The sequence below is a fragment of the Bradyrhizobium sp. HKCCYLS1011 genome (assembly GCF_051167795.1).
In the GTDB taxonomy this organism is placed as follows: domain Bacteria; phylum Pseudomonadota; class Alphaproteobacteria; order Rhizobiales; family Xanthobacteraceae; genus Bradyrhizobium.
In genome coordinates, this window is record NZ_JBNPTT010000006.1 from 37,837 (window position 1) to 55,962 (window position 18,126).

General features: G+C 64.4%; 16 protein-coding genes. 8 read left to right on the top strand and 8 right to left on the bottom strand.

All coding sequences use genetic code 11. The annotated features are described in order from the left end of the window. Positions 1 to 2: 2 nt before the first annotated feature. On the bottom strand, positions 3 to 1,187 hold the full coding sequence (locus tag ACQR1W_RS20745; protein WP_434852535.1) for an amino acid ABC transporter permease: 1,185 nt from the start codon (positions 1,185 to 1,187) through the stop codon (positions 3 to 5). Between the two features lie 85 nt (positions 1,188 to 1,272). Here ACQR1W_RS20745 and ACQR1W_RS20750 point away from each other — a divergent pair, with 85 nt between their 5' ends. The 6 genes from ACQR1W_RS20750 to ACQR1W_RS20775 all read left to right on the top strand — a co-directional run bounded on the left by ACQR1W_RS20750 (position 1,273) and on the right by ACQR1W_RS20775 (position 7,465). Then, positions 1,273 to 2,145, top strand: a complete 873-nt coding sequence (locus tag ACQR1W_RS20750; protein WP_434852536.1) for a MurR/RpiR family transcriptional regulator — start codon at positions 1,273 to 1,275, stop codon at positions 2,143 to 2,145. Positions 2,146 to 2,148: 3 nt separating this feature from the next. Further along, entirely contained in the window at positions 2,149 to 3,498 is a 1,350-nt protein-coding gene (locus ACQR1W_RS20755; protein ID WP_434852537.1) for an aspartate aminotransferase family protein, read from the top strand. A 12-nt stretch (positions 3,499 to 3,510) separates the two neighbouring features. Further along, a complete protein-coding gene (locus ACQR1W_RS20760; protein WP_434852538.1) occupies positions 3,511 to 4,521 on the top strand; it encodes an amino acid ABC transporter substrate-binding protein in 1,011 nt (336 codons plus the stop codon). A gap of 150 nt (positions 4,522 to 4,671) precedes the next feature. After that, on the top strand, positions 4,672 to 5,316 hold the full coding sequence (locus ACQR1W_RS20765; protein ID WP_434852539.1) for an aspartate/glutamate racemase family protein: 645 nt from the start codon (positions 4,672 to 4,674) through the stop codon (positions 5,314 to 5,316). Between the two features lie 348 nt (positions 5,317 to 5,664). Next, positions 5,665 to 5,907 carry a hypothetical protein gene (locus tag ACQR1W_RS20770; RefSeq protein WP_434852540.1) on the top strand — a complete coding sequence of 81 codons (243 nt, stop codon included), beginning with the start codon at positions 5,665 to 5,667 and terminating at the stop codon, positions 5,905 to 5,907. A 337-nt stretch (positions 5,908 to 6,244) separates the two neighbouring features. Further along, positions 6,245 to 7,465, top strand: a complete 1,221-nt coding sequence (locus tag ACQR1W_RS20775) for an alpha/beta hydrolase (RefSeq protein WP_434852541.1) — start codon at positions 6,245 to 6,247, stop codon at positions 7,463 to 7,465. A 193-nt stretch (positions 7,466 to 7,658) separates the two neighbouring features. Here the strand turns inward: ACQR1W_RS20775 and ACQR1W_RS20780 are convergent, their stop codons facing one another. Beyond that, the gene (locus ACQR1W_RS20780; protein WP_434852542.1) at positions 7,659 to 9,887 is read right to left on the bottom strand and encodes a tetratricopeptide repeat protein; all 2,229 of its coding nucleotides are present in this window, start codon (positions 9,885 to 9,887) and stop codon (positions 7,659 to 7,661) included. Between the two features lie 360 nt (positions 9,888 to 10,247). On the opposite strand from ACQR1W_RS20780, the gene ACQR1W_RS20785 reads away from it, so the two are divergent. Beyond that, positions 10,248 to 10,475 carry a hypothetical protein gene (locus ACQR1W_RS20785; protein WP_434852543.1) on the top strand — a complete coding sequence of 76 codons (228 nt, stop codon included), beginning with the start codon at positions 10,248 to 10,250 and terminating at the stop codon, positions 10,473 to 10,475. Between the two features lie 419 nt (positions 10,476 to 10,894). On the opposite strand, the gene ACQR1W_RS20790 is transcribed toward ACQR1W_RS20785, so the two are convergent. The 3 genes from ACQR1W_RS20790 to ACQR1W_RS20800 form a co-directional block, all read right to left on the bottom strand. Then, on the bottom strand, positions 10,895 to 12,094 hold the full coding sequence (locus ACQR1W_RS20790) for a hypothetical protein (RefSeq protein ID WP_434852544.1): 1,200 nt from the start codon (positions 12,092 to 12,094) through the stop codon (positions 10,895 to 10,897). 665 nt (positions 12,095 to 12,759) lie between these two features. After that, positions 12,760 to 13,923, bottom strand: a complete 1,164-nt coding sequence (locus tag ACQR1W_RS20795; RefSeq protein ID WP_008967248.1) for a TAXI family TRAP transporter solute-binding subunit — start codon at positions 13,921 to 13,923, stop codon at positions 12,760 to 12,762. Positions 13,924 to 14,434: 511 nt separating this feature from the next. Continuing rightward, positions 14,435 to 15,079, bottom strand: a complete 645-nt coding sequence (locus ACQR1W_RS20800) for a hypothetical protein (RefSeq protein WP_434852545.1) — start codon at positions 15,077 to 15,079, stop codon at positions 14,435 to 14,437. A gap of 558 nt (positions 15,080 to 15,637) precedes the next feature. Between ACQR1W_RS20800 and ACQR1W_RS20805 the strand changes: the two genes are divergently transcribed. Next, a complete protein-coding gene (locus ACQR1W_RS20805; protein WP_434852546.1) occupies positions 15,638 to 15,766 on the top strand; it encodes a hypothetical protein in 129 nt (42 codons plus the stop codon). Between the two features lie 170 nt (positions 15,767 to 15,936). Here the strand turns inward: ACQR1W_RS20805 and ACQR1W_RS20810 are convergent, their stop codons facing one another. The 3 genes from ACQR1W_RS20810 to ACQR1W_RS20820 are packed head-to-tail and all read right to left on the bottom strand — an operon-like array spanning position 15,937 to position 18,112. Continuing rightward, entirely contained in the window at positions 15,937 to 16,239 is a 303-nt protein-coding gene (locus tag ACQR1W_RS20810) for a copper-binding protein (protein WP_434852547.1), read from the bottom strand. Positions 16,240 to 16,271: 32 nt separating this feature from the next. Continuing rightward, complete coding sequence (locus tag ACQR1W_RS20815; protein ID WP_434852548.1) at positions 16,272 to 16,730, bottom strand: cupredoxin domain-containing protein; 459 nt, start codon at positions 16,728 to 16,730, stop codon at positions 16,272 to 16,274. 44 nt (positions 16,731 to 16,774) lie between these two features. Beyond that, the gene (locus ACQR1W_RS20820; protein ID WP_434852549.1) at positions 16,775 to 18,112 is read right to left on the bottom strand and encodes a multicopper oxidase family protein; all 1,338 of its coding nucleotides are present in this window, start codon (positions 18,110 to 18,112) and stop codon (positions 16,775 to 16,777) included. Positions 18,113 to 18,126 lie beyond the last annotated feature (14 nt).

The window sequence follows — 18,126 nt, forward strand, 5'->3', positions numbered from 1 at the left end:
GATCAGCGATCCACCAGCGCAATGCGAGCGTTGAACCAGTTCATGAAGACGCTGATGGAGAGGCTGATGGTGAGGAACACCGCCATGATCAGCGCGATCGCCTCGATTGCCTGCCCGGTCTGGTTCAGCGTGGTGTTGGCGATGGACACCACGTCCTGGTAGCCGATCGCAACCGCGAGCGAGGAGTTCTTGGTCAGATTGAGGTACTGGCTCGTCATCGGTGGCACGATCACGCGCAGCGCCTGCGGCAGAATGACCCGCCGCAGCATGAAGCCGCGGCGCAGGCCCAGCGCATTGGCGGCATCCCACTGGCCGCGGGGAACGGACTGGATACCACTGCGGACGATCTCGGCGATGAAGGCCGAGGTATAGGTCACGAGCGCGATCAGGAGCGCGAAATATTCCGGCGCAAGCGTCAGCCCGCCGACGAAGTTGAAACCGCGCAGCTCGGGCCACGCGATGGTCCAGGGCACCGCGAGCTGCCACGACGAAAGCGCCGGAAGCACAATGACCAGCGCAAGCGCATAGGGCCAAGCGCGCCTGGCCTTGCCGTCGCGCATCTGCCGCGCGATCAGCGCGTGCCGTATGCCGAGGAACACGGCAAGGCCCAGCGCGGCCGTGGCGAGCACCCAGAGCTGGCTGGCCTCGACCGGGACCCAGGGCAGGATCAGTCCGCGATTGGACAGGAATACGCCCTCGACCGGCCGCCATGCGGCGCGCGCGGGCGGCAGCGCCTGTATCAGCACGTACCAGAACAGGAGCTGCAGCAGGAGCGGGATGTCGCGCAGCACTTCGACATAGACGGCCGCGAGCCGCGCCAGCAACCAGTTGGCCGAAAGCCGCGAGATGCCGATCACCGTTCCCAGAATGGTGGCCAGCACGATGCCGATCACGGCAACGCGCAAGGTGTTGGCGACGCCGACGACGAAGGCCCAGAGATAGGTGTCTCTCGGATTATAGCCGAGCAGGGTGTCGGCAATCGGCATGCCGGCCTCGCGGCCGAGGAAGGCAAACCCGGTCGAGATGCGGCGAGCCGCGAGATTGTGGACGGTGTTGGACCAGAGAAAAACGATGATCGCAACCACGGTCCCCACCACCACGACCTGCCAGAGCAGGCCTTTCAATTCCCGGCTTCCCAGCGCGAGCGAGAAGCGGCGGCGCGGCGGTCTGCGAGCATCGGTCGTCATGGCGTAAATACCTCGGGCCTGCGGCGTTCTCCAGCGACATGCATCATATGTTGCATTATCTACCAATCTGTGCAACAAATGTTTCATGTCGGAGCCCGTCAAATCCTCACCGCTCAGCGAACTCTGCAGCGCACTCCCGTCGCTTCCCTTGCGCCTGCAGGAGGTCGGGCGCTTCGTCGCCGCCAACGACTACGACGCCACCACCCGTTCGATGCGTGACCTCGCGGCGGAGGCGGGCGCCGATCCCGCGTCCTTCACGCGTCTTGCCAAGGCGATCGGCTATTCCGGCTGGGACGAATTGCGCGCCGCGTTGGTCGAAGCGCGCAGGCCTGCGCAAAGCTCTCCCTTTTCGGGCCGCGCCCGGAATCGGCGCAATGGCCCCCATGCCGGCGTCGCGCTGGTCACCGAGAAGATCGAGGCGGAGGCTGCCGGTCTTCCGCGCATCTCGGCACATGCGGTCGCGGAGGCCGCAAGGGCGCTGCACGACGCCAGCCGCATCTGGATCGCCGGTTTTCGCAGCTGCCGCAGCGTCGCCGAATTGCTCAACTACGAGCTTCGCCTGTTCGAGCCGGACAAGGTGCAGCTGGTCGGCGGCTCCGGACCCGACGATTTCGATTGCGGCGCGTTCCGCGCAGGCGAAGCCGTCGTGGTGATCGGCTTCGTGCCCTATACCCGCACCAGCGTGAGGGTCGCGCAGGCCGCCAGTCGCGCCGGCGCAACTCTGATCGCGATCACCGATGCGGCCAGCGCTCCCGTGGCCGCGGGCGCGGCCCACGTCCTGCTGTTCGAAGCGGCATCTTCGCCCGGCTTCTTTCCGAGCCTGACGGGCGCGATCGCGATCGCGCAGTCGCTCGCCGCATTGACGTTCTCGCTCGGGGGTGCAGCCTCGAAGAAGCGCCTCCAACAAACGGAGGCCCGCCTCGCCGCGAACTCCGTCTATGTGTCAGAGAAAGGTTGAGCCATGAGCGCCCGCCCGAGCCGCGTGCTGCATCGATCCCTGCGTGAGACGCCGCCTCGAGCGATCGGCGGCGACGGCATGTATCTGATTGCCGAGGACGGCCGGCGCGTGCTCGACGGCTCCGGAGGCGCCGCGGTGTCCTGCCTCGGCCATCAGCATCCGCGTGTGATCGACGCGATGACCAAGCAGCTCTCGCGGCTTGCCTATGCCCACACCGCCTTCTTTTCCTCTGAGCCCGCGGAGGCGCTCGCCGACGCGCTGGTCGGACAGGAGCCCGGCGGCCTCGCTTACGCCTATCTCGTCAGCGGCGGATCGGAAGCGATCGAGGCCAGCATCAAGCTGGCGCGGCAATATTTCATCGAGCGCGGCGAAGAGCAGCGGCACCATTTCATCGCGCGCAGGCAGAGCTATCACGGCAATACGCTCGGCGCGCTCGCCGCGGGCGGCAATGCCTGGCGCCGCGAGCCGTACGCTCCGCTGCTCTCCACAGCCTTCAGCCACGTGACCCCAGCCTTCGCCTATCACGAGAAGCGCGACGACGAGACGGATGCGGCGTTCGTCGCGCGACTCGCGGCCGAGCTTGAGGCCGAGTTCCAGCGCTGCGGCCCCGAAACCGTGGCCGCCTTCATCGCTGAGCCCGTGGTCGGCGCTACCGCCGGATGCGTGCCGGCGCCGGAGGGGTATTTCCGCGCAGTGCGCGAGATCTGCGACCGCCATGGTGCGCTGTTGATCCTCGACGAGGTCATGTGCGGCATGGGCCGGACTGGGACGATGCACGCCTGGGAGCAGGAAGGCATCGCGCCCGACATCCAGACCGTCGCCAAGGGACTTGGCGGCGGCTATCAGCCGATCGGCGCGATGCTCGCGAACCGCAGGATCATCGACTGCATCCGTGACGGCTCGGGCGCATTCCAGCACGGCCACACCTATCTCGCGCATCCGATGGCCTGCGCGGCCGCATTCGCAGTGCAGGAGGTGATCCGGGAGGAGAACCTGCTCGACCGCGTCAAAGCGCGCGGCAAGCAGCTCGAGCAGCGGCTGACGGAACGCTTCGGCAATCATCGTCATGTCGGCGACATCAGGGGCCGCGGCCTGCTGTGGGCGATCGAGCTGGTCGCCGATCGCGCCAAGCGAGCGCCGTTCGATCCCGCGCTCAAGCTGCATCAGAAGATCAAGGCGGCCGCGTTTGCCAACGGTCTCGGCTGCTATCCGGGAGGCGGGACCGTGGACGGCCGCAGCGGTGACCATGTGCTGCTGGCGCCGCCCTATATCGCCTCTCCGGAGGACATCGATGTGATCGTCGACAAGCTCGGCACGGCCGTCGACGACGTCTTGAGTAGTGTCAATCAGTGAGGGGAGAGTAACATGAGGAAGGTGGCCATCGTCGCTGGACTGCTCGCTGCAATGACGGGCATTGGGTCGGCCGCGACGCTCGACACGGTGAAGAGCCGCGGCGCGCTCGTGTGCGGCGTCAGCGCGGGCTTTGCGGGCTTCTCTGCGCCGGACTCGCAAGGCAACTACAAAGGTCTTGATGTCGATTATTGCCGTGCGCTCGCTGCCGGCGTGTTGGGGGACCCCAACAAGGTGCGCTACGTTGCGCTGACCGCGCAGAACCGCTTCACGGCATTGCAATCGGGCGAGATCGACGTGCTCTATCGCAACTCGACCCAGACTTACTTGCGCGGCACGACGCTCGGTCTGCGGCAGGGGCCGATCAACTTCTATGACGGCCAGGGATTCGTGGTGAGGAAGGACCTCGGAGTCAAGGAGCTGACCGACCTCAAGGGCGCAACCATCTGCGTCGCGCAAGGAACGACACACGAGGTGACGCTCGGCGACTACGGCCGGGCCAACAGCATCGACTGGAAGCCGCTGGTGTTCGACCGCGTCGACACCATGTACCAGACCTTCTTCGGCGGCCGCTGCGATGCTATGACCCAGGATGCCTCCGCCCTGGCAGGCGCGGTGACCACCGCCGCACCGAACGCCGCGGACTACGTGGTGCTGCCGCGAACGATCAGTAAGGAGCCGCTCGGCCCTTTCACGCGCAACGGTGACGAGGTCTGGAGCGACATCATCACCTGGCTGCACTACGGGCTGATCGAGGCCGAGGAGCTGGGCGTCACGCAGGCCAATGTCGACGAAATGGCGAAGTCACAGACGCCCGCCGTGCAGCGCCTGCTCGGCGCCAGCGGCGATCTCGGCTCCCGCCTCGGGCTCGACAACAAATGGCTGGCCGCCGCGATCAAGGCCGGCGGCAATTACGGCGAGATCTATGAGCGCAATGTCGGCAAGGCTAGCCCGCTCAAGCTGGACCGGGGTCTCAACGGGCTCTGGACCAAAGGCGGGTTGATGTATTCCATTCCGTTCAAGTAGCGCCCTCGTGGGTCCCGGAGCGTGCAGCGGCGCGTCAGCGTCGCCGCGCAGGCCGGGACCCGCGCGGTGAGCGTCCCCGGGGTCGACAGTGCGAGACCATATGCGCTACGTCTGGGGCACGTGAAGAGTGGAGCACAAACCGTAACGAACATGCGCGTCGCCTTGATCCATGCCCTCAAGCATTCGATCGCGCCGATCGAGGCTGCGTTCGCGCAGCTCTGGCCGGATGCGTCTTTGATGAACCTGCTCGACGACAGCCTGTCAGCGGACCTGGCGCGTGCTGGCCATCTCACCGACGGAATGACCCGGCGCTTCCTGGCGCTCGGGGACTATGCCGCGGCGACGGGCGCGAATGCGATCCTCTTCACCTGCTCGGCATTCGGCCCCTGCATCGAGGCGGTCGTGCACGCGCATGCGCCGATGCCGGTCCTGAAGCCCAACCAAGCCATGATCGAGCAGGCGGCCGTCATGGGAAAGCGGATCGGCCTGCTCGCTACCTTTCCGCCGACGCTGGTATCGATGCCGCCGGAATTTCCATCCGCCGTCGAGATCGTGCCGAGGCTCGCGGAAGGCGCGCTTGCTGCGCTGGACCGCGGCGACCGCCCGACGCATGACCGGCTGATCGTGGAAGCCTCCCGCGACTTGCGCGATTGCGACGTGATTGCGCTTGCGCAGTTCAGCATCGCTGCGACGGCGCCGCTGGTCGCAGAAGCCACCGGCAAGCCGGTCGTCACGACGCCGGACTGCGCGGTCCTGAAGCTGAAGAAGCTGCTGTCGGCGGACCTCGTCGGCTAGACCGTCTCGCTTCCGACTTGCCACTGAATGATTGTGCTCCTGCCAAAACCAAAAGCGCGCTGTGCTGGCGCATGGTGACGTCATTGCGAGGAGCGCAGGCGACGAAGCAATCCAGACTTCCTCCCTGGCTCTGGATTGCTTTGACGGCTAGCACGTAGGGCGGGCTAGCCGCAGGCGTAGCTCGCCGCTCTTCCAAATTGACCGTGCAACGGCGGATTACGCCTGACGCCAATCCGTTCTACGCGCTGATCATTTTCTCGCTGCCAGCTCCCTCCAGAGCGTTGCCAATCAGCTGGATTGGGAGCACGGTACCTGCAAAGCGCATAGACGCAGGCAGGGAGGGAAGACATGAAGGAGCCGGGTCTGGATGGTCGTCACCGGGACAAGGACGGCGAGATCAGCAGGAAGCACGGCAACACCCTGATCGGCACACTCCGCAAGATCTACGGAAAGTCGTTCGCGGCCGGCTATCCGGATACGGCAAAACTCAGCGAAGTCTTGTCTCAGTTGAATGAGACATCGCTGAGCCAATTGCGCCGAGATCACAGTACTGGCCATCCCGAGCACAAGATCAGCCAAGCATCGAAATAGCCGACCGAGGGGCCGCATCGGAGCAACTCGTAGCGCCTAGGGACAGCGCGCAGCGTGATCGCGGCCCAGCCGTGTTGCATGTGCATAGGCGGATTACGCCTGCACTATGGACGTCCCTCGCAAGAGAACACCATCCGATTGACCACCCACGGACGGCCCGACATAATCCCGGCCAAGGCTCGCTCACAAGATCGCCAGCACGGGAAGAAACATGAAAAGCGCCCAGACTGTCCTTGCGGGAACATTGATCACCGCCGCGTTGCTCGTGACAGCTAACCGAACTCAGGCGCAACAAGTTCAGACGCCACAGGCACAGACGTCGTGCGTCACGCAGAACATGATCGTGCCTCCCGGCGCTAATACCACGGACAAGGACGAGCCGTTCTTCATCGACACCACCGGGCTCGACTTCTCGACCAAGCCGCCGACGCGCGACCCGAAAAATCCGAACTATCCGAAGGCCACCGAGCTTCCGGACGGCAGCTTGCCGCCGGCCGGGGCGGAAGGGAATTTCATCATCGGTCCGACCCATGCGGCCGCGCCTGAGACGATCGCGAAGGAGGGAGTGCCGAAAGGCACCGTCGTCTCCTTCACCATGTCATCGGCCGACAGCGTGATCTACAATCCCGGCCTGATCCGCGATGACGTGGCGGGGTGCACGAACTCGTCGATCATGATCACGACCACGGCGCCGAACGACAAGTCGAACATGGTCGTCACCACCAGCCATCCCGGCACTTGGACCCGCAGGGTCGAGGTCTATGTGCCGGCGAATATCGCGCCGGGCACCGAGCTGCCCTTCATCGTGCTCGGCGACGGCGGGTCGGCCGCCTGGAAGGACATGAACACCGTTCTCGACAACCTGATCCACGAGCGGCGCGTGCCGCCGATGGTGTCGATCCAGATCGGCAACGGCGGACAGGATGCGCAGGGCGCGCAGCGCGGCCGCGAATACGATACGGTTTCTGAGACCTATTCGCAGTTCGTGCAACGCGAGGTGCTGCCGCGCGTGGAGCGAGAGGCCGGCGTGAAACTGACACATGATCCCGAGGGACGCGCGACCATGGGCTTAAGCTCCAGCGGCGCTGCGGCCTTCATCATGGCGTGGTTCAATCCCGATCTTTATCATCGCGTGCTGGCCTACTCACCGACCATGGTGAACCAGCAATGGCCGCAGAACCCGGCGTTGCGCGGCGGCGCCTGGGAATTCCATTCGCCATGGACGGGCCCGGCCACGCCCAATCTCACCGTGAAGGACGGCAAGCTGGTGCCGTCAGAAGCGCCGGGTTCGCCGCTGATCCCGAGCGCGCCGGTCAAGCCGATCCGCTACTGGTTCGAGATGGGCGATCAGGACCTGTTCTATCCCAATCCGACCATCCCCGACGGCATGCACGACTGGACGCTCTCGGCCGAGCTGATGGCGAAGGTGCTCGCCGAGAAGAGTTACCACTATCAGTTCTTGTTCGTGCGCAACGCCAAACACGTCGACAGGCCGACCATCGCGCAGACGCTGCCATCAGCGCTGGAATGGCTGTGGAAGGGTTACCCAATTCCGTGAGGGCGTTGGACGGTGGGCGGCCGTGCTAGCGAGTGGGCCGCCGTCCTTGGTCGCAGCCAGCGTAGCCCGCGTGAGCGCTAGCGACACGCGGGTGAATCCCCGGATATCGCTTCGCTCATCCGGGCTACGCCCGCTAGCGAGTACTCCGCCGTCCTCAATCGCAGGCGCTACGCCATCGGCAACGCTGCCCGCATCAGCCGCGCGCGGCCGCCGCACAATGATCGCGCCAGAACTGCCGGTAGCCGGCCTCGACCTGTTGCGTGTAGACCGCGACGTCGCCGGCCGGCTTGCGGGCGATGATATCGGGCAGCTCGGCCCGCAGCTGCTCCAGCTGATCCGGCTGTGCGGCAAATCGCTTGGCAATCGCGACATAACCGTCGTCATCGTCGGCGACCCAGTCATCGAGACCGATGGCTCTGAGGATGCCGCCGGCCATGCGCGACGCCGCGCCACGGCCGAGCTTGGCAACAACGGGTACGCCCATGTAAAGCGCTTCCCAGGTCGAGATGCCGCCGTTCTGCGGAAATGGATCGAGCGCGATGTCGATTTGGGCGAAGGCGCGCAGATGGTCGTGGCGTTCGCTTCCGCCCAGGCAGATGACGCGTCCGTCCGCCGTACCATGGGCTAGGAAGCGCGCAAGCAGCATGTCGCGCACCATCGGATCGGACAGCGCAATATCCTTGACGATCAGCCGCGCGCCGTCGATCTCGCGCAGCAGCCTGCACCATAGCGCGAGCGCGGAGTCCGAGATCTTGCTGACCCGGTTGAAGACGCCGAAGGTGACATGGCCGTTGGCGCGCATCGGCAGCGCGGACGGCTTTAGCGCGACGATCGGATCGATCGTGATGACCGAGGGAAGATCGTAGACGGCTTCCGCGAACAGGGATCTCGCCTCCAGCGGGATCGAAACTGGATCGGCGAAGATGTAGTCCATCGTGGCAAGTCCGGTTCCGGTGCCATTGCCCCAGGCCGTGACCTGCACCGGCGCCGGCTTGCGCGCGAACACGTTCAAACGGTTGCCCGTCGTATGGCCCGAGAGGTCGACCAGGATATCGACGCCGTCGGCCTGGATGCGGTCCGCCAGTTCGTCGTCCGACAGGGCTGAAACATCGACCCAGACATCGGCCAGTGACCGGAAGGTTTCAGTGAAGGAGTCACGCGCCGTCGACGACGCGTAGCAGTTGACCTGAAAGCGCGTCTTGTCGTGGTTGCGCAGCACCGGCAGGAAGGCAAAGGCCGCCGAATGCATTCGGAAGTCGGACGAGACGTAGCCGATCACGATGCGCTTGTTCGGGTCGAGCGCTCGCGCCGCTAGGATCCGCCGCGGGAATTTGCAGCCATACACGTCCCACCAGGCGCGGCGCGTGGCCTGCTGGACCGCGAAATCGGATTCGGGAACGAAGTCCTGATAGAAGATCTTCTTCGAGATCGCTTCGGCGTAGTCCGGCCTGATCTCGAGCGCGGAATCGAATTGCTGGATCGCACCGGCGGGGTCCCCAAGTCGCCCGAGGCACGCGCCGCGCAAGGTGAGGCCGACTTCAGACCTGGGATTTTGTTCCAGCAGCTTGTTGCAGGCGGCGGTCGCCTGCGCCAGGTTGCCGTTCAGAATGCTGAGCTCCGCCTTGCCCTGCCATCCTGCTATCAGCGTGCGGTCGAGCGCGAGCGCCGCGTCATAATCCGCTTCCGACTGGGCTCTCCGGTCCATCAGCAGATAGAGCCGTCCGCGGTGAGCCAACAGCTCCGCTCTGTTCGGCTGGATCGCGAGCGCCGCATTGAATGCCGCCTCGGCGATCGCGAAGTGCCGCAGCTCGAGCTGCGCCTGCCCGTTGTTGATCAGCGCTTCGACGTGGCCCGGCCGTAACGCAAGCGCGCGCTCGGAACTGGCGGTCGCAGCGTCCCAGCGCCCCAGCATCAATTCCGCCACGGCACGATTGCTCCAGGCGTCGGCATCGTCGGGCTTGAGCTGAATGGCGCGGATGAAGGCTGCGAGCGCGGGCTCCGGCAGCTTCAGGTGCAGCAGGGTGTCGGCGAGATTACGCTGCGCCGTGGGGAAATTCGGCTGCAGAACGATCGCCTTTTGCAAGTGCGCGCGCGCTTCGTCATAACGTGCGAGGTTGAGCAGCGCGAAGCCCAGATTGGATTGCGCCTCGGCCGAGCCCGGGTCGAGCGCCACAGCGCGTTCGAGCCACGGGAGCCCTTCCGCAAACCGCCCGCCATGGACGATCGATACCCCCAGGATGTGGAGGGCCTCGAAGCAATTCGGCTGCTCCTGCAGCAACTCCCGGCACAGCGATTGCGCGTCCGCTTGCCGTCCCTCGCGATAGGCGGTGAATGCCGCCGCCAGCAGGGTCTCGGCCTGCTTCTTCAGCTTCTTTTGCTGCCTGGCGTTTTGGAAGGCGCGGGATCCGACGTTGCTGCCCAAGGGCTCGTCTCCAAGAAGTTCTTGTAAGTTTACGCGGCCCTGGGGGGCTGACGGACGATCTTCCGAACGTCTCTTTCGGCATGCCCCGCCTTCAGCCCGGCAAGATTTAGCCATTGCATGGTTAGCGGTTGGTTAATGGTGAAGGCCCGTAGCGTGGCAGCGCACCACCATGCGTGCCCGCCCGCGGTGATCGCAACCGGTGCGAACGGGAGCGGCATGGCGTTAATACAATCTGAAGATGTTGTCGACGGAGAGATCCGAGCCTGCCTTTTCACGGGCCGTGTCGAAGCTCTCGCTGTTTGACATATGAGTGCCATACCTCGCGGTTAGGAACCAAACGAGATGATGGCGAGGAGCAACATGGCCGACAACGATCTTGAAACTCTCCTGAGTGCGCGCACGGTGCTGGTCGAGGTGCGCCAGAATTGGATCAAAGCCATTGCGGCCGGCTATAAGCAGGGTGAGACGGAGACCGCGATCAAGAGTCTCCTCGACGTCCAGCAAGCCCTTGATGTGGTCGATCACGTGACCGAAGAGCTTGAGGAGCTCGAAGAACTCGAGGAACTCGCCGAGGCCGAGGACGAGTGATCAAGCGGCGCTGCGGCAGCGCGGGGCTGGGCAGCTTCAGTCGTCAATCGCGTTGCCCGCCCCGACCTGTTTCGGCCAGGGCCTCGGACGGCTCACGGCCGGGCTCGCCACTGAGCCGCTGAAGGGGCCTTACGGGTCTGCGCGAGAGCCGGTTGTCTCCTCTCCGCGAACGTGACTACGGTGCTCGCCGCAATTCGGGTCGCGACGCATCCGCGACGATATCAGGCGTGTGTCATAGAACCGGATGACGACGGGCGCAGGCCCGACGGGGCGAACCCCGGCGAGGGCGCATGAGATCGGTTATCAGTGAAGTGCGTTGTTGAATGCATGGTCACCGCCACTCGGGCGGTCACCTGTCTTCGGCATTGGTGCGCACGCGCCAAGGATCAACCAGGGATCAGCCAAAAATCAGCCAAGGATCATTTGTCTCGGCGTCCATTGGCCGACGCGAGCGCATCGAGCTGACGCTGCGCTTCCGGCGCTCCCCACTCCCGAGCCCTCTGATACCACGACCGCGACAGCGCCAAATCGGTGGCGGCATCGGCGGCGCTTGACTGGTGCGACACGGTCGGATCATAGGTCTGCGCCAGAGCATAGGCCGCGCGCGGATCATGCGCATCGCTGGCTCGAAGCAACAGAGCTCGCGCGCCCTTCACGTTGCCCATCGCGAGCATCTCCTGCGCGCGCCGGATCAGGCTGCCGACCTCATCGGTGACGGGATTGATGGCGGGGGTCTTCGCCGTTTCCGTGGTTGCTGTTTCCGTGCCCGCTGGCGCCGCTGTGGCGGGCTCCGGAGTCGCCGGCGGCGTAGCGGCCACAGACGCAGCAGGAGGCACGGCAACCGGAGCAGCCGGGATATCGGCCACCACCGGCGCAGGCGCTGGAGGCGCCTTCCATCCCAATTGCACCACGGCCGAGACCGAGGCAGCCCCGTCTGCGCCCCGCAACTCGGCCAGGAGCTTGACCTCGCCGGCAAAGTCCGCTGGTGGCGTCACGACGACGTCTGTGGCGGCCTCTGCCGGGACGCGCCACTCGCCCGGGCTTGTCTGTGTGCCGGATGTGAGCCGCGACCCGATCGGGAGACCCTTGACGGTGACGGTCGACCCCGGCTCGGCCTTGTCGATGGTGACCCCGAGCTCGAGCGGCTCGTTGATCGCTCCGCTTTGATTGCGAACGACCAATGTCGGCGGCGGGCGGCGCGGCGCCGCGGTGAACAGCCGCGCCGAGGACCAACCGTGTTGTTCGGAGGTCGACTGCGCTAGCGGAAACAGAACGGTATAGGCCAGCGCGACCGCCGCTGCGCCGACGGTTGCGATTGCAAAAGTTGCCAGGCTTGGGCCCGATCTGCCGCGATTCAGCATGGATGCTTTCAACTGTTCGGCTTCCATCTGCTGCCGCAGCGCGGCGGCAACGGCGGTGCTAAAGGCGTCGGATGTGTCGCCGGGGCGCGTTTCGTTGGTCCCCACGACGCGCAAGTGCGGCGCCGGCTCATCGGTCCGGCGTTGCAGTGACGCGCCGTCATCCTCAGGCGGCACCGTCGATGCGCTTCTGGCGTCCGATCCCGGTGGCGCATAGTAGGCAAGGCTGTTGGGATCGTGGTTGTGCCTGATGTCATTCACGCTAAACCCCCGCTCACGCTGAACTCCCCCTCGCTTTCGATTTGGCGACAGCGTGCGTTCACCTTTCGCTCACGCCGGCCATTTCTCACGTGTGTGGCGCATCTGACATTGGCTCCGGCATCACCGGCGCAGTCCCAAGCGAATGTCAGACAAGGCCACACTCGAATCCTGATTTTGCTAGTATCCCTCAGTTCTGACATTCGTAGACGCGCGCGCCGCGATGGTACGAACGTCAGAACCGAGACACCAGCGAACCCACGCATGCCAACGACCCGGCCGCGCTTCCTCACCGAGGCGCGAGCGCATTGCTCATCCCTCCGCGCCGATACCATCGGAATATCTCTTTCCGATTTCCGCGGCACGACGTGGTAGCTGCCGATGCGCATCCGCTCTTCGCCTCACAGTCCCGGCGGTATTATGGTCGAAATCTTCGTCCAAAGTGAGGGCGGGTCAAGCCGACGTCCAAAAAAATCCATAATCAAAAGAGAGTAGTTGCCCCGTATGCTACTTATGCGTGTCTTCGCTCAAGGCGAATTTCGAAACGCGAGACCGGGCCGCGCGGGTATTCGCGGCATTCCAGGCCGTCTTGGCAATTCCTGCCGCGCTTGGCAGGAGGCTGGTGGTCTTGGCAGGAGCACTGCAGCGTCGCCTCACATCGGTCTGAGCTACGGCGCGGGCTGGCTGCCGTCCCGCTTCATCCAGCCGCGGAATTGCTTGAACAATGCCATGGCGTCTTCGTCGCTTATGCGCTGGCCGGTCTTTGCCGCCCTGACTTTGATCCACTCGTCGAACTGCTGTTTGACGGCGCGGTCCCCCTCCGCCGGAGCGATCTCCGCCAGCAACTCGTCGGCGGCGCGAAAACGCGTCCAGCCGGGGACCGTGGAAGCGAGATTGATCTCGTTCCACTTCGGATGAAATGGCGGCTGCCTGAACTGGTCGAACCGCTTGAAGAAATATTCCACGAAGCGGGCGACACGGCGATATCGCTCGCTCTCGGGAGGCCAGTTGTAGACGGCCAGCACCTGCGGCACGCCGACCGTCTCGATGCTCTGGCCGGGCTGGAGCAGATTGGGATAGTCCAGTGACGTCAGTGCGGTCGGCACATAATAGTCCTGCAAAGCCCGCGTATACGGCACCGGCAGGAAGTGGAAGCCCGGCTCCGGCTTGAACTTGGCGAACAGGTCCGTCGGCGCGCCGGTGACGTGCACCACGCCGGCGATTTCGCCGGTCCGCATCTTCTCGAGCGCGATCGAATTGTTGATGAACACCTTCTCCGCATTGATGTGAAGGCGGTCGAAGATGATGCCGCCGGTCAGGTTCGCCGCACTCCCCGGCGTGTTGAAGCTGACCTTCTTGCCCGCAAGATCCTCGAGCGTCTTGATCTCGGGACGGACATAGACATGCATCTCGTTGATGTAGAACGAGCAGATGTACCGGATCCGGTTCTTGATGTTGGCGAGGGTGCCGTTGCGCGCGAACTCGTCGAGCACGTCGGCGGACGTGATCGTGATGTCGACGCCCTTGAGGTAGAGCAGGTCTTCGATATTGCCCAGCGCCCCGTAGGTGACCATCGGCAGCACCCGCAGGTTCGGCCGGTCGTCGAGCACCTTGGCCATTTCGGCGGCGAACCGGATGTTGGTGCCTTCCAGCAAGCCGCCGGCGAGGCCGACCGTCCATTCGTTGGACTCCTGGAGCTTGCTGCCTTCGCCGACGGAAGTGGCCGTGGTCGGACGCCCTCCCTTTATGGCCTGCGCGGCCGCCGGCGCGACGGACGCGACCGCCATGCCCAATCCTGCCGCAAGCAAGCCCATCACCATCGCTGCCCGCATGGCTGATCCCCCTGGCTTGGCCGCGCGCTCGCCGTCTGGCGCGGCTTCTCGTGCCACTATGTCAGAGGTCCTCGGAGCCGGCTACCACTCGCGGGTGGTGGTGATGCGCAGAGCCCCATGCGCAAGACAGCGACCAAAAAGCCACTGCCAAATTTGCCGCTGACGGTCCGATCCAATGCTTGGATCTCATCCGGGTGTCACGTTGGCGCATGCTGGGGTCAAGGGACCACCAGCTAACTGATTGATGTGAGTAGAAGCTTTGGATTTGACGTGCGCAGTTCGATAGTCCGGCGGGCAACTGGCGAATGTCATGTCCGCTCTGCTGACGGCCGATACGGCGACGGACGATGGTGTCAGGCGCCCCTCACCCCGGCCGTCAGGGACGGCCGCGCCGCGGCCGCCATGCGGAATACAGCCATCGGTTGTAGGCAGGGGAGTGGCGGATCGGCGGCGGTGACCTCGAATTCAGCGCATTATCGACAGGCGGATGACACCGACGTTCATCCGCCTGTCACGAGCCCCGATCGCAGCCGGCAGCGTGCGCCGCCTGTGCGGCAGCCTCGTAAGCCTGCCGGAATTCCTCCGAGGCCAGGGCGAAGCGCCGCTTGGCGTCGGCCTGCTGCATCGCCGAATTCAGCTCGAAGCAGCGGAGCCGTCGCGCCCATGGGCTGTCATCGTTGCTGATGATGATGAAATCCTGGGGGAAGCTCGCGATGTAGCTGACATTGAAGATGTCGCCCTGCTGCGGATAATAGACGCCATTGGCCGGCGGATAGACGTTGAAATCCGCATCGGTAAAGCTTGTCTCGACGGTCTTGGCGTCAGCCGTCCTGATCAGCACGTTGTGGCCCATCACCCGCCGGTCGTTGTAGGAATTGCCGGTGTCATGCGAGCCGGTCACCGTCGCCTGACCCTGCATGCCGTAGCGGTGGATGAAGTTGGCAGACAGCTCCGTGCCATAGATGAGGTTGCCGATGCCAAGCACGACCCCGAGCGGGATCGGAATCAGCGTGCGAAACCGCGCCTGGCCATCCGCGCGCGGGCGGAACGGTGGCACGATCTGCGCGCCCAGGCCTAAGAAGATGCAGGCGAACAAGACGAGAAAGCGCCACTGCGCCAGGTCGTAGAGAACGTGGAGGAACGTGTCGGTCAGCATATCAGGCTCAATCGAAGGAAAGCCTCTCTATGCCTGATCGACACGGCGATTTGACGACGGACAGCTATCGGCTCCGCTCAGGCCCGTCCGACCGCGCGCCGCACCGCCAGCGCGACACCGACCCAGTCGATGTCCTCGCCTTCGATCGCAATCGCAGCGCGTGGCACCGCCGAGACAGGTGCGGGCGCTCGTAAACTTTTCTTGAAATGTGAAATCGCCCACAGCCGCGCGAGCCGGCTGCGACGACCTATGCGCATATTGACCCGATTGCGGAGCCTATCCGATGGCACAGGCGTCATTTTCATTGAGGGCCGTCACTTCGGCCCGAACCGCTTCCCAAGCCACTCCGAAACATCCAGGCTTTTTCAAATTTCTATCGGCAATGTTGCACCACTCGCGGCGGCTGCAGGCCGAACGCATTCTGAGACAACACGCGCATCTGTTTGAGAGGTCCGGTGAAGAGCTTGATCTGACGAAGTTGAGGGATCGTTGATAATGCCAACCCGTGTGAGAGCGGAGCGCAAGGCTTCCATTCAGCTCCCGACCTTGAGTGAGAATATGCTGCTGGTCATGATTGTGGTCGGCTTTTGCGTCCTCCACATCCTGACCGCTGTTTACCTGATGCCGCGATCAGCGTCGGCGGATACGACGCCACCATCTGAAACCGCCGGGCCGATGTTCGACTAGCGGGTCACGCGCGCATTCCGGGACATTCCGGCCTTCCTTGTCGGCGCGAAGTCGGCGTCCAACGCCGACTTCGTCGCCTTGCGCCCCGGAATGGTCCTGCAGAGGGCGACTGCGTCAATGACGCAGTCAGACGAACCCGTCCACGGTCTGCAACCTCGCGAATGACCGCGCTACTTGCTCTTCTGCAGCTTGGTCACCGTGTAGCCCGAGGCCTCTTGCGCGGCCTCGAACGTCACCTTGTCACCGACCTTCACCGTCTTGAGCACAGCAGGGTCCCTGACGTGGTAGACCATCGTCATCGGCTCGTCCATGCCGAGGCTCTTGGCCGGGCCGTGCTTCAGGGTGATCTTGCCTGCGGCTTCGTCGATCTTCTTCACCTCGCCGCTGATGTCGGCGTCCCCGGCCAGTGCCGTAGTCAGCGTGAGCGCCGAGGTCAGGGCCGCCGCGGCGGCAATCCGGAAAAATCGCGTCATGTCGTGGTCTCCTGCTTGGTTAAGTTTGTGCGTCACTTGACGGTGACGTGGCCGGTCATGCCGTAGTCGCGATGGTCGGGAATCAGGCAGGAATATTCGAATGTTCCGGCCTTGGTGAACTTCCACACGATCTCGGCGGTCTTGTTCGGCGCGAGCCGGACGCCGTTCGGCTCGTCATGCTCCATGTTCGGAAACTTCTTCATCACCGCCGCATGCTTCAGGTTCTCCTCGGTGGTGGCGAGCAGGAATTCGTGATCCTCCTTGCCGGTGTTGCGAAGCACGAAGCGGATCTGCTCGCCGCGCTTCACTTCGATGCGTGCCGGGGTGAATTCCATCTCGCTCAACAGCACCTCGATGGTGCGCGCCGGCTGCTTGGGATCACCGGGCTCGCCGGCGGAATAGCCGTGCGCGCCATGGTGCTCATGGCCAAGCGCCGGCGCCGTGGCGATCAGGGCGGCGGTCAGCGCGCCGATCGCGATCGAAATTTTCATACTGCATCTCCTGTTGGTTGGGTGTTGATCGGGTCCGACGGACGTCACCGTTGCTTCCCGGTTTGCTTCGCGGCTGGCGGCTGCTGCCGCGGAGGTTCTGCGGTGGGGGTCTCGACCTCATGGGCCACCGTGCCCGGCGGAAACTGATAGGGGCCGGGATCGCGGTGGTCGTCGCGTGCGAGGTCGTCGCGCACCTTCAGCACCGTGAACATGCCGCCCATCTCGATTGCGCCGAACTGACCATCACCGGTCATCATCGGCAGCGTGTTGTCGGGCGCGGGCATCTCCATGTTGCCCATCGCCATGCCGGTTGCGCCCATCACCATCGCATCCGGCGCGAGCTTGCCGACGGCGCGGGCGAGCTCCTTGCGCGACACGCCGATCAGGTTGCGCATGTCGTGGCCCATCGCGTTCATGGTGTGATGTGATTTGTGGCAGTGGAATGCCCAGTCGCCGGGATTGTCGGCGACGAAGTCGAACGCCCGGATGGCGCCGACCGGCACGTCCGTCGTCGTCTCCGGAAGCTGCGCGGTTTCCGGAATCCAGCCGCCATCGGTGCCGGTCACCTGGAAACTGTGGCCATGCAGATGGATCGGATGGTTGGTCATGGTGAGATTGCCGATCCGCACGCGCACTTTGTCGCCGAGCCGCACCGGCATGGGATCGATGCCCGGAAAGACGCGCGCGTTCCAGGTCCACATGTTGAAGTCGGTCATCTCGTTGACCTGCGGCAGGAAGCTGCCGGGATCGATCCTGTAGGTCGACATCACGAAGACGAAGTCGCGATCGACGGGACGAAAGCCACGGTCACGCGGATGCACGACGATCATGCCCATCATGCCCATTGCCATCTGCACCATCTCGTCGGAATGCGGGTGGTACATGAAGGTCCCGCTTTTCTTCATCTCGAACTCATAGACGAAGGTCTTGCCCGGCTTGATGTGCGGCTGCGTCAGTCCGCCGACGCCGTCCATGCCGCAGGGCAGGATGACGCCGTGCCAGTGCACGCTGGTGTATTCGGGCAATTTATTGGTGACGAAGATGCGAACCTTGTCGCCCTCGACCGCTTCGATGGTCGGTCCGGGGGACTGCCCGTTATAGCCCCAGAGATGGGCGATCATGCCGGGCGCGAACTCGCGCTCAACGGGCTCGGCAACCAGATGGAATTCCTTCCAGTCGCCGTTCATGCGCCAGGGCAGCGTCCAGCCGTTCAGGGTCACGACCGGCTGATAGTCCGGGCCCGTGGTCGGATGCAGCGGCGGCTGCGTCGCCGCGCGCTCCATGGTCGGGGCTTCGGGAATCGCGGCCGCCTGCACCCGGCCGGAGACCGCGCTGGCGCCGACCAGCGCCGCGGTGCTCAGAAGTGTCCTGCGTGAGAACATTCGAATGTCTCCCT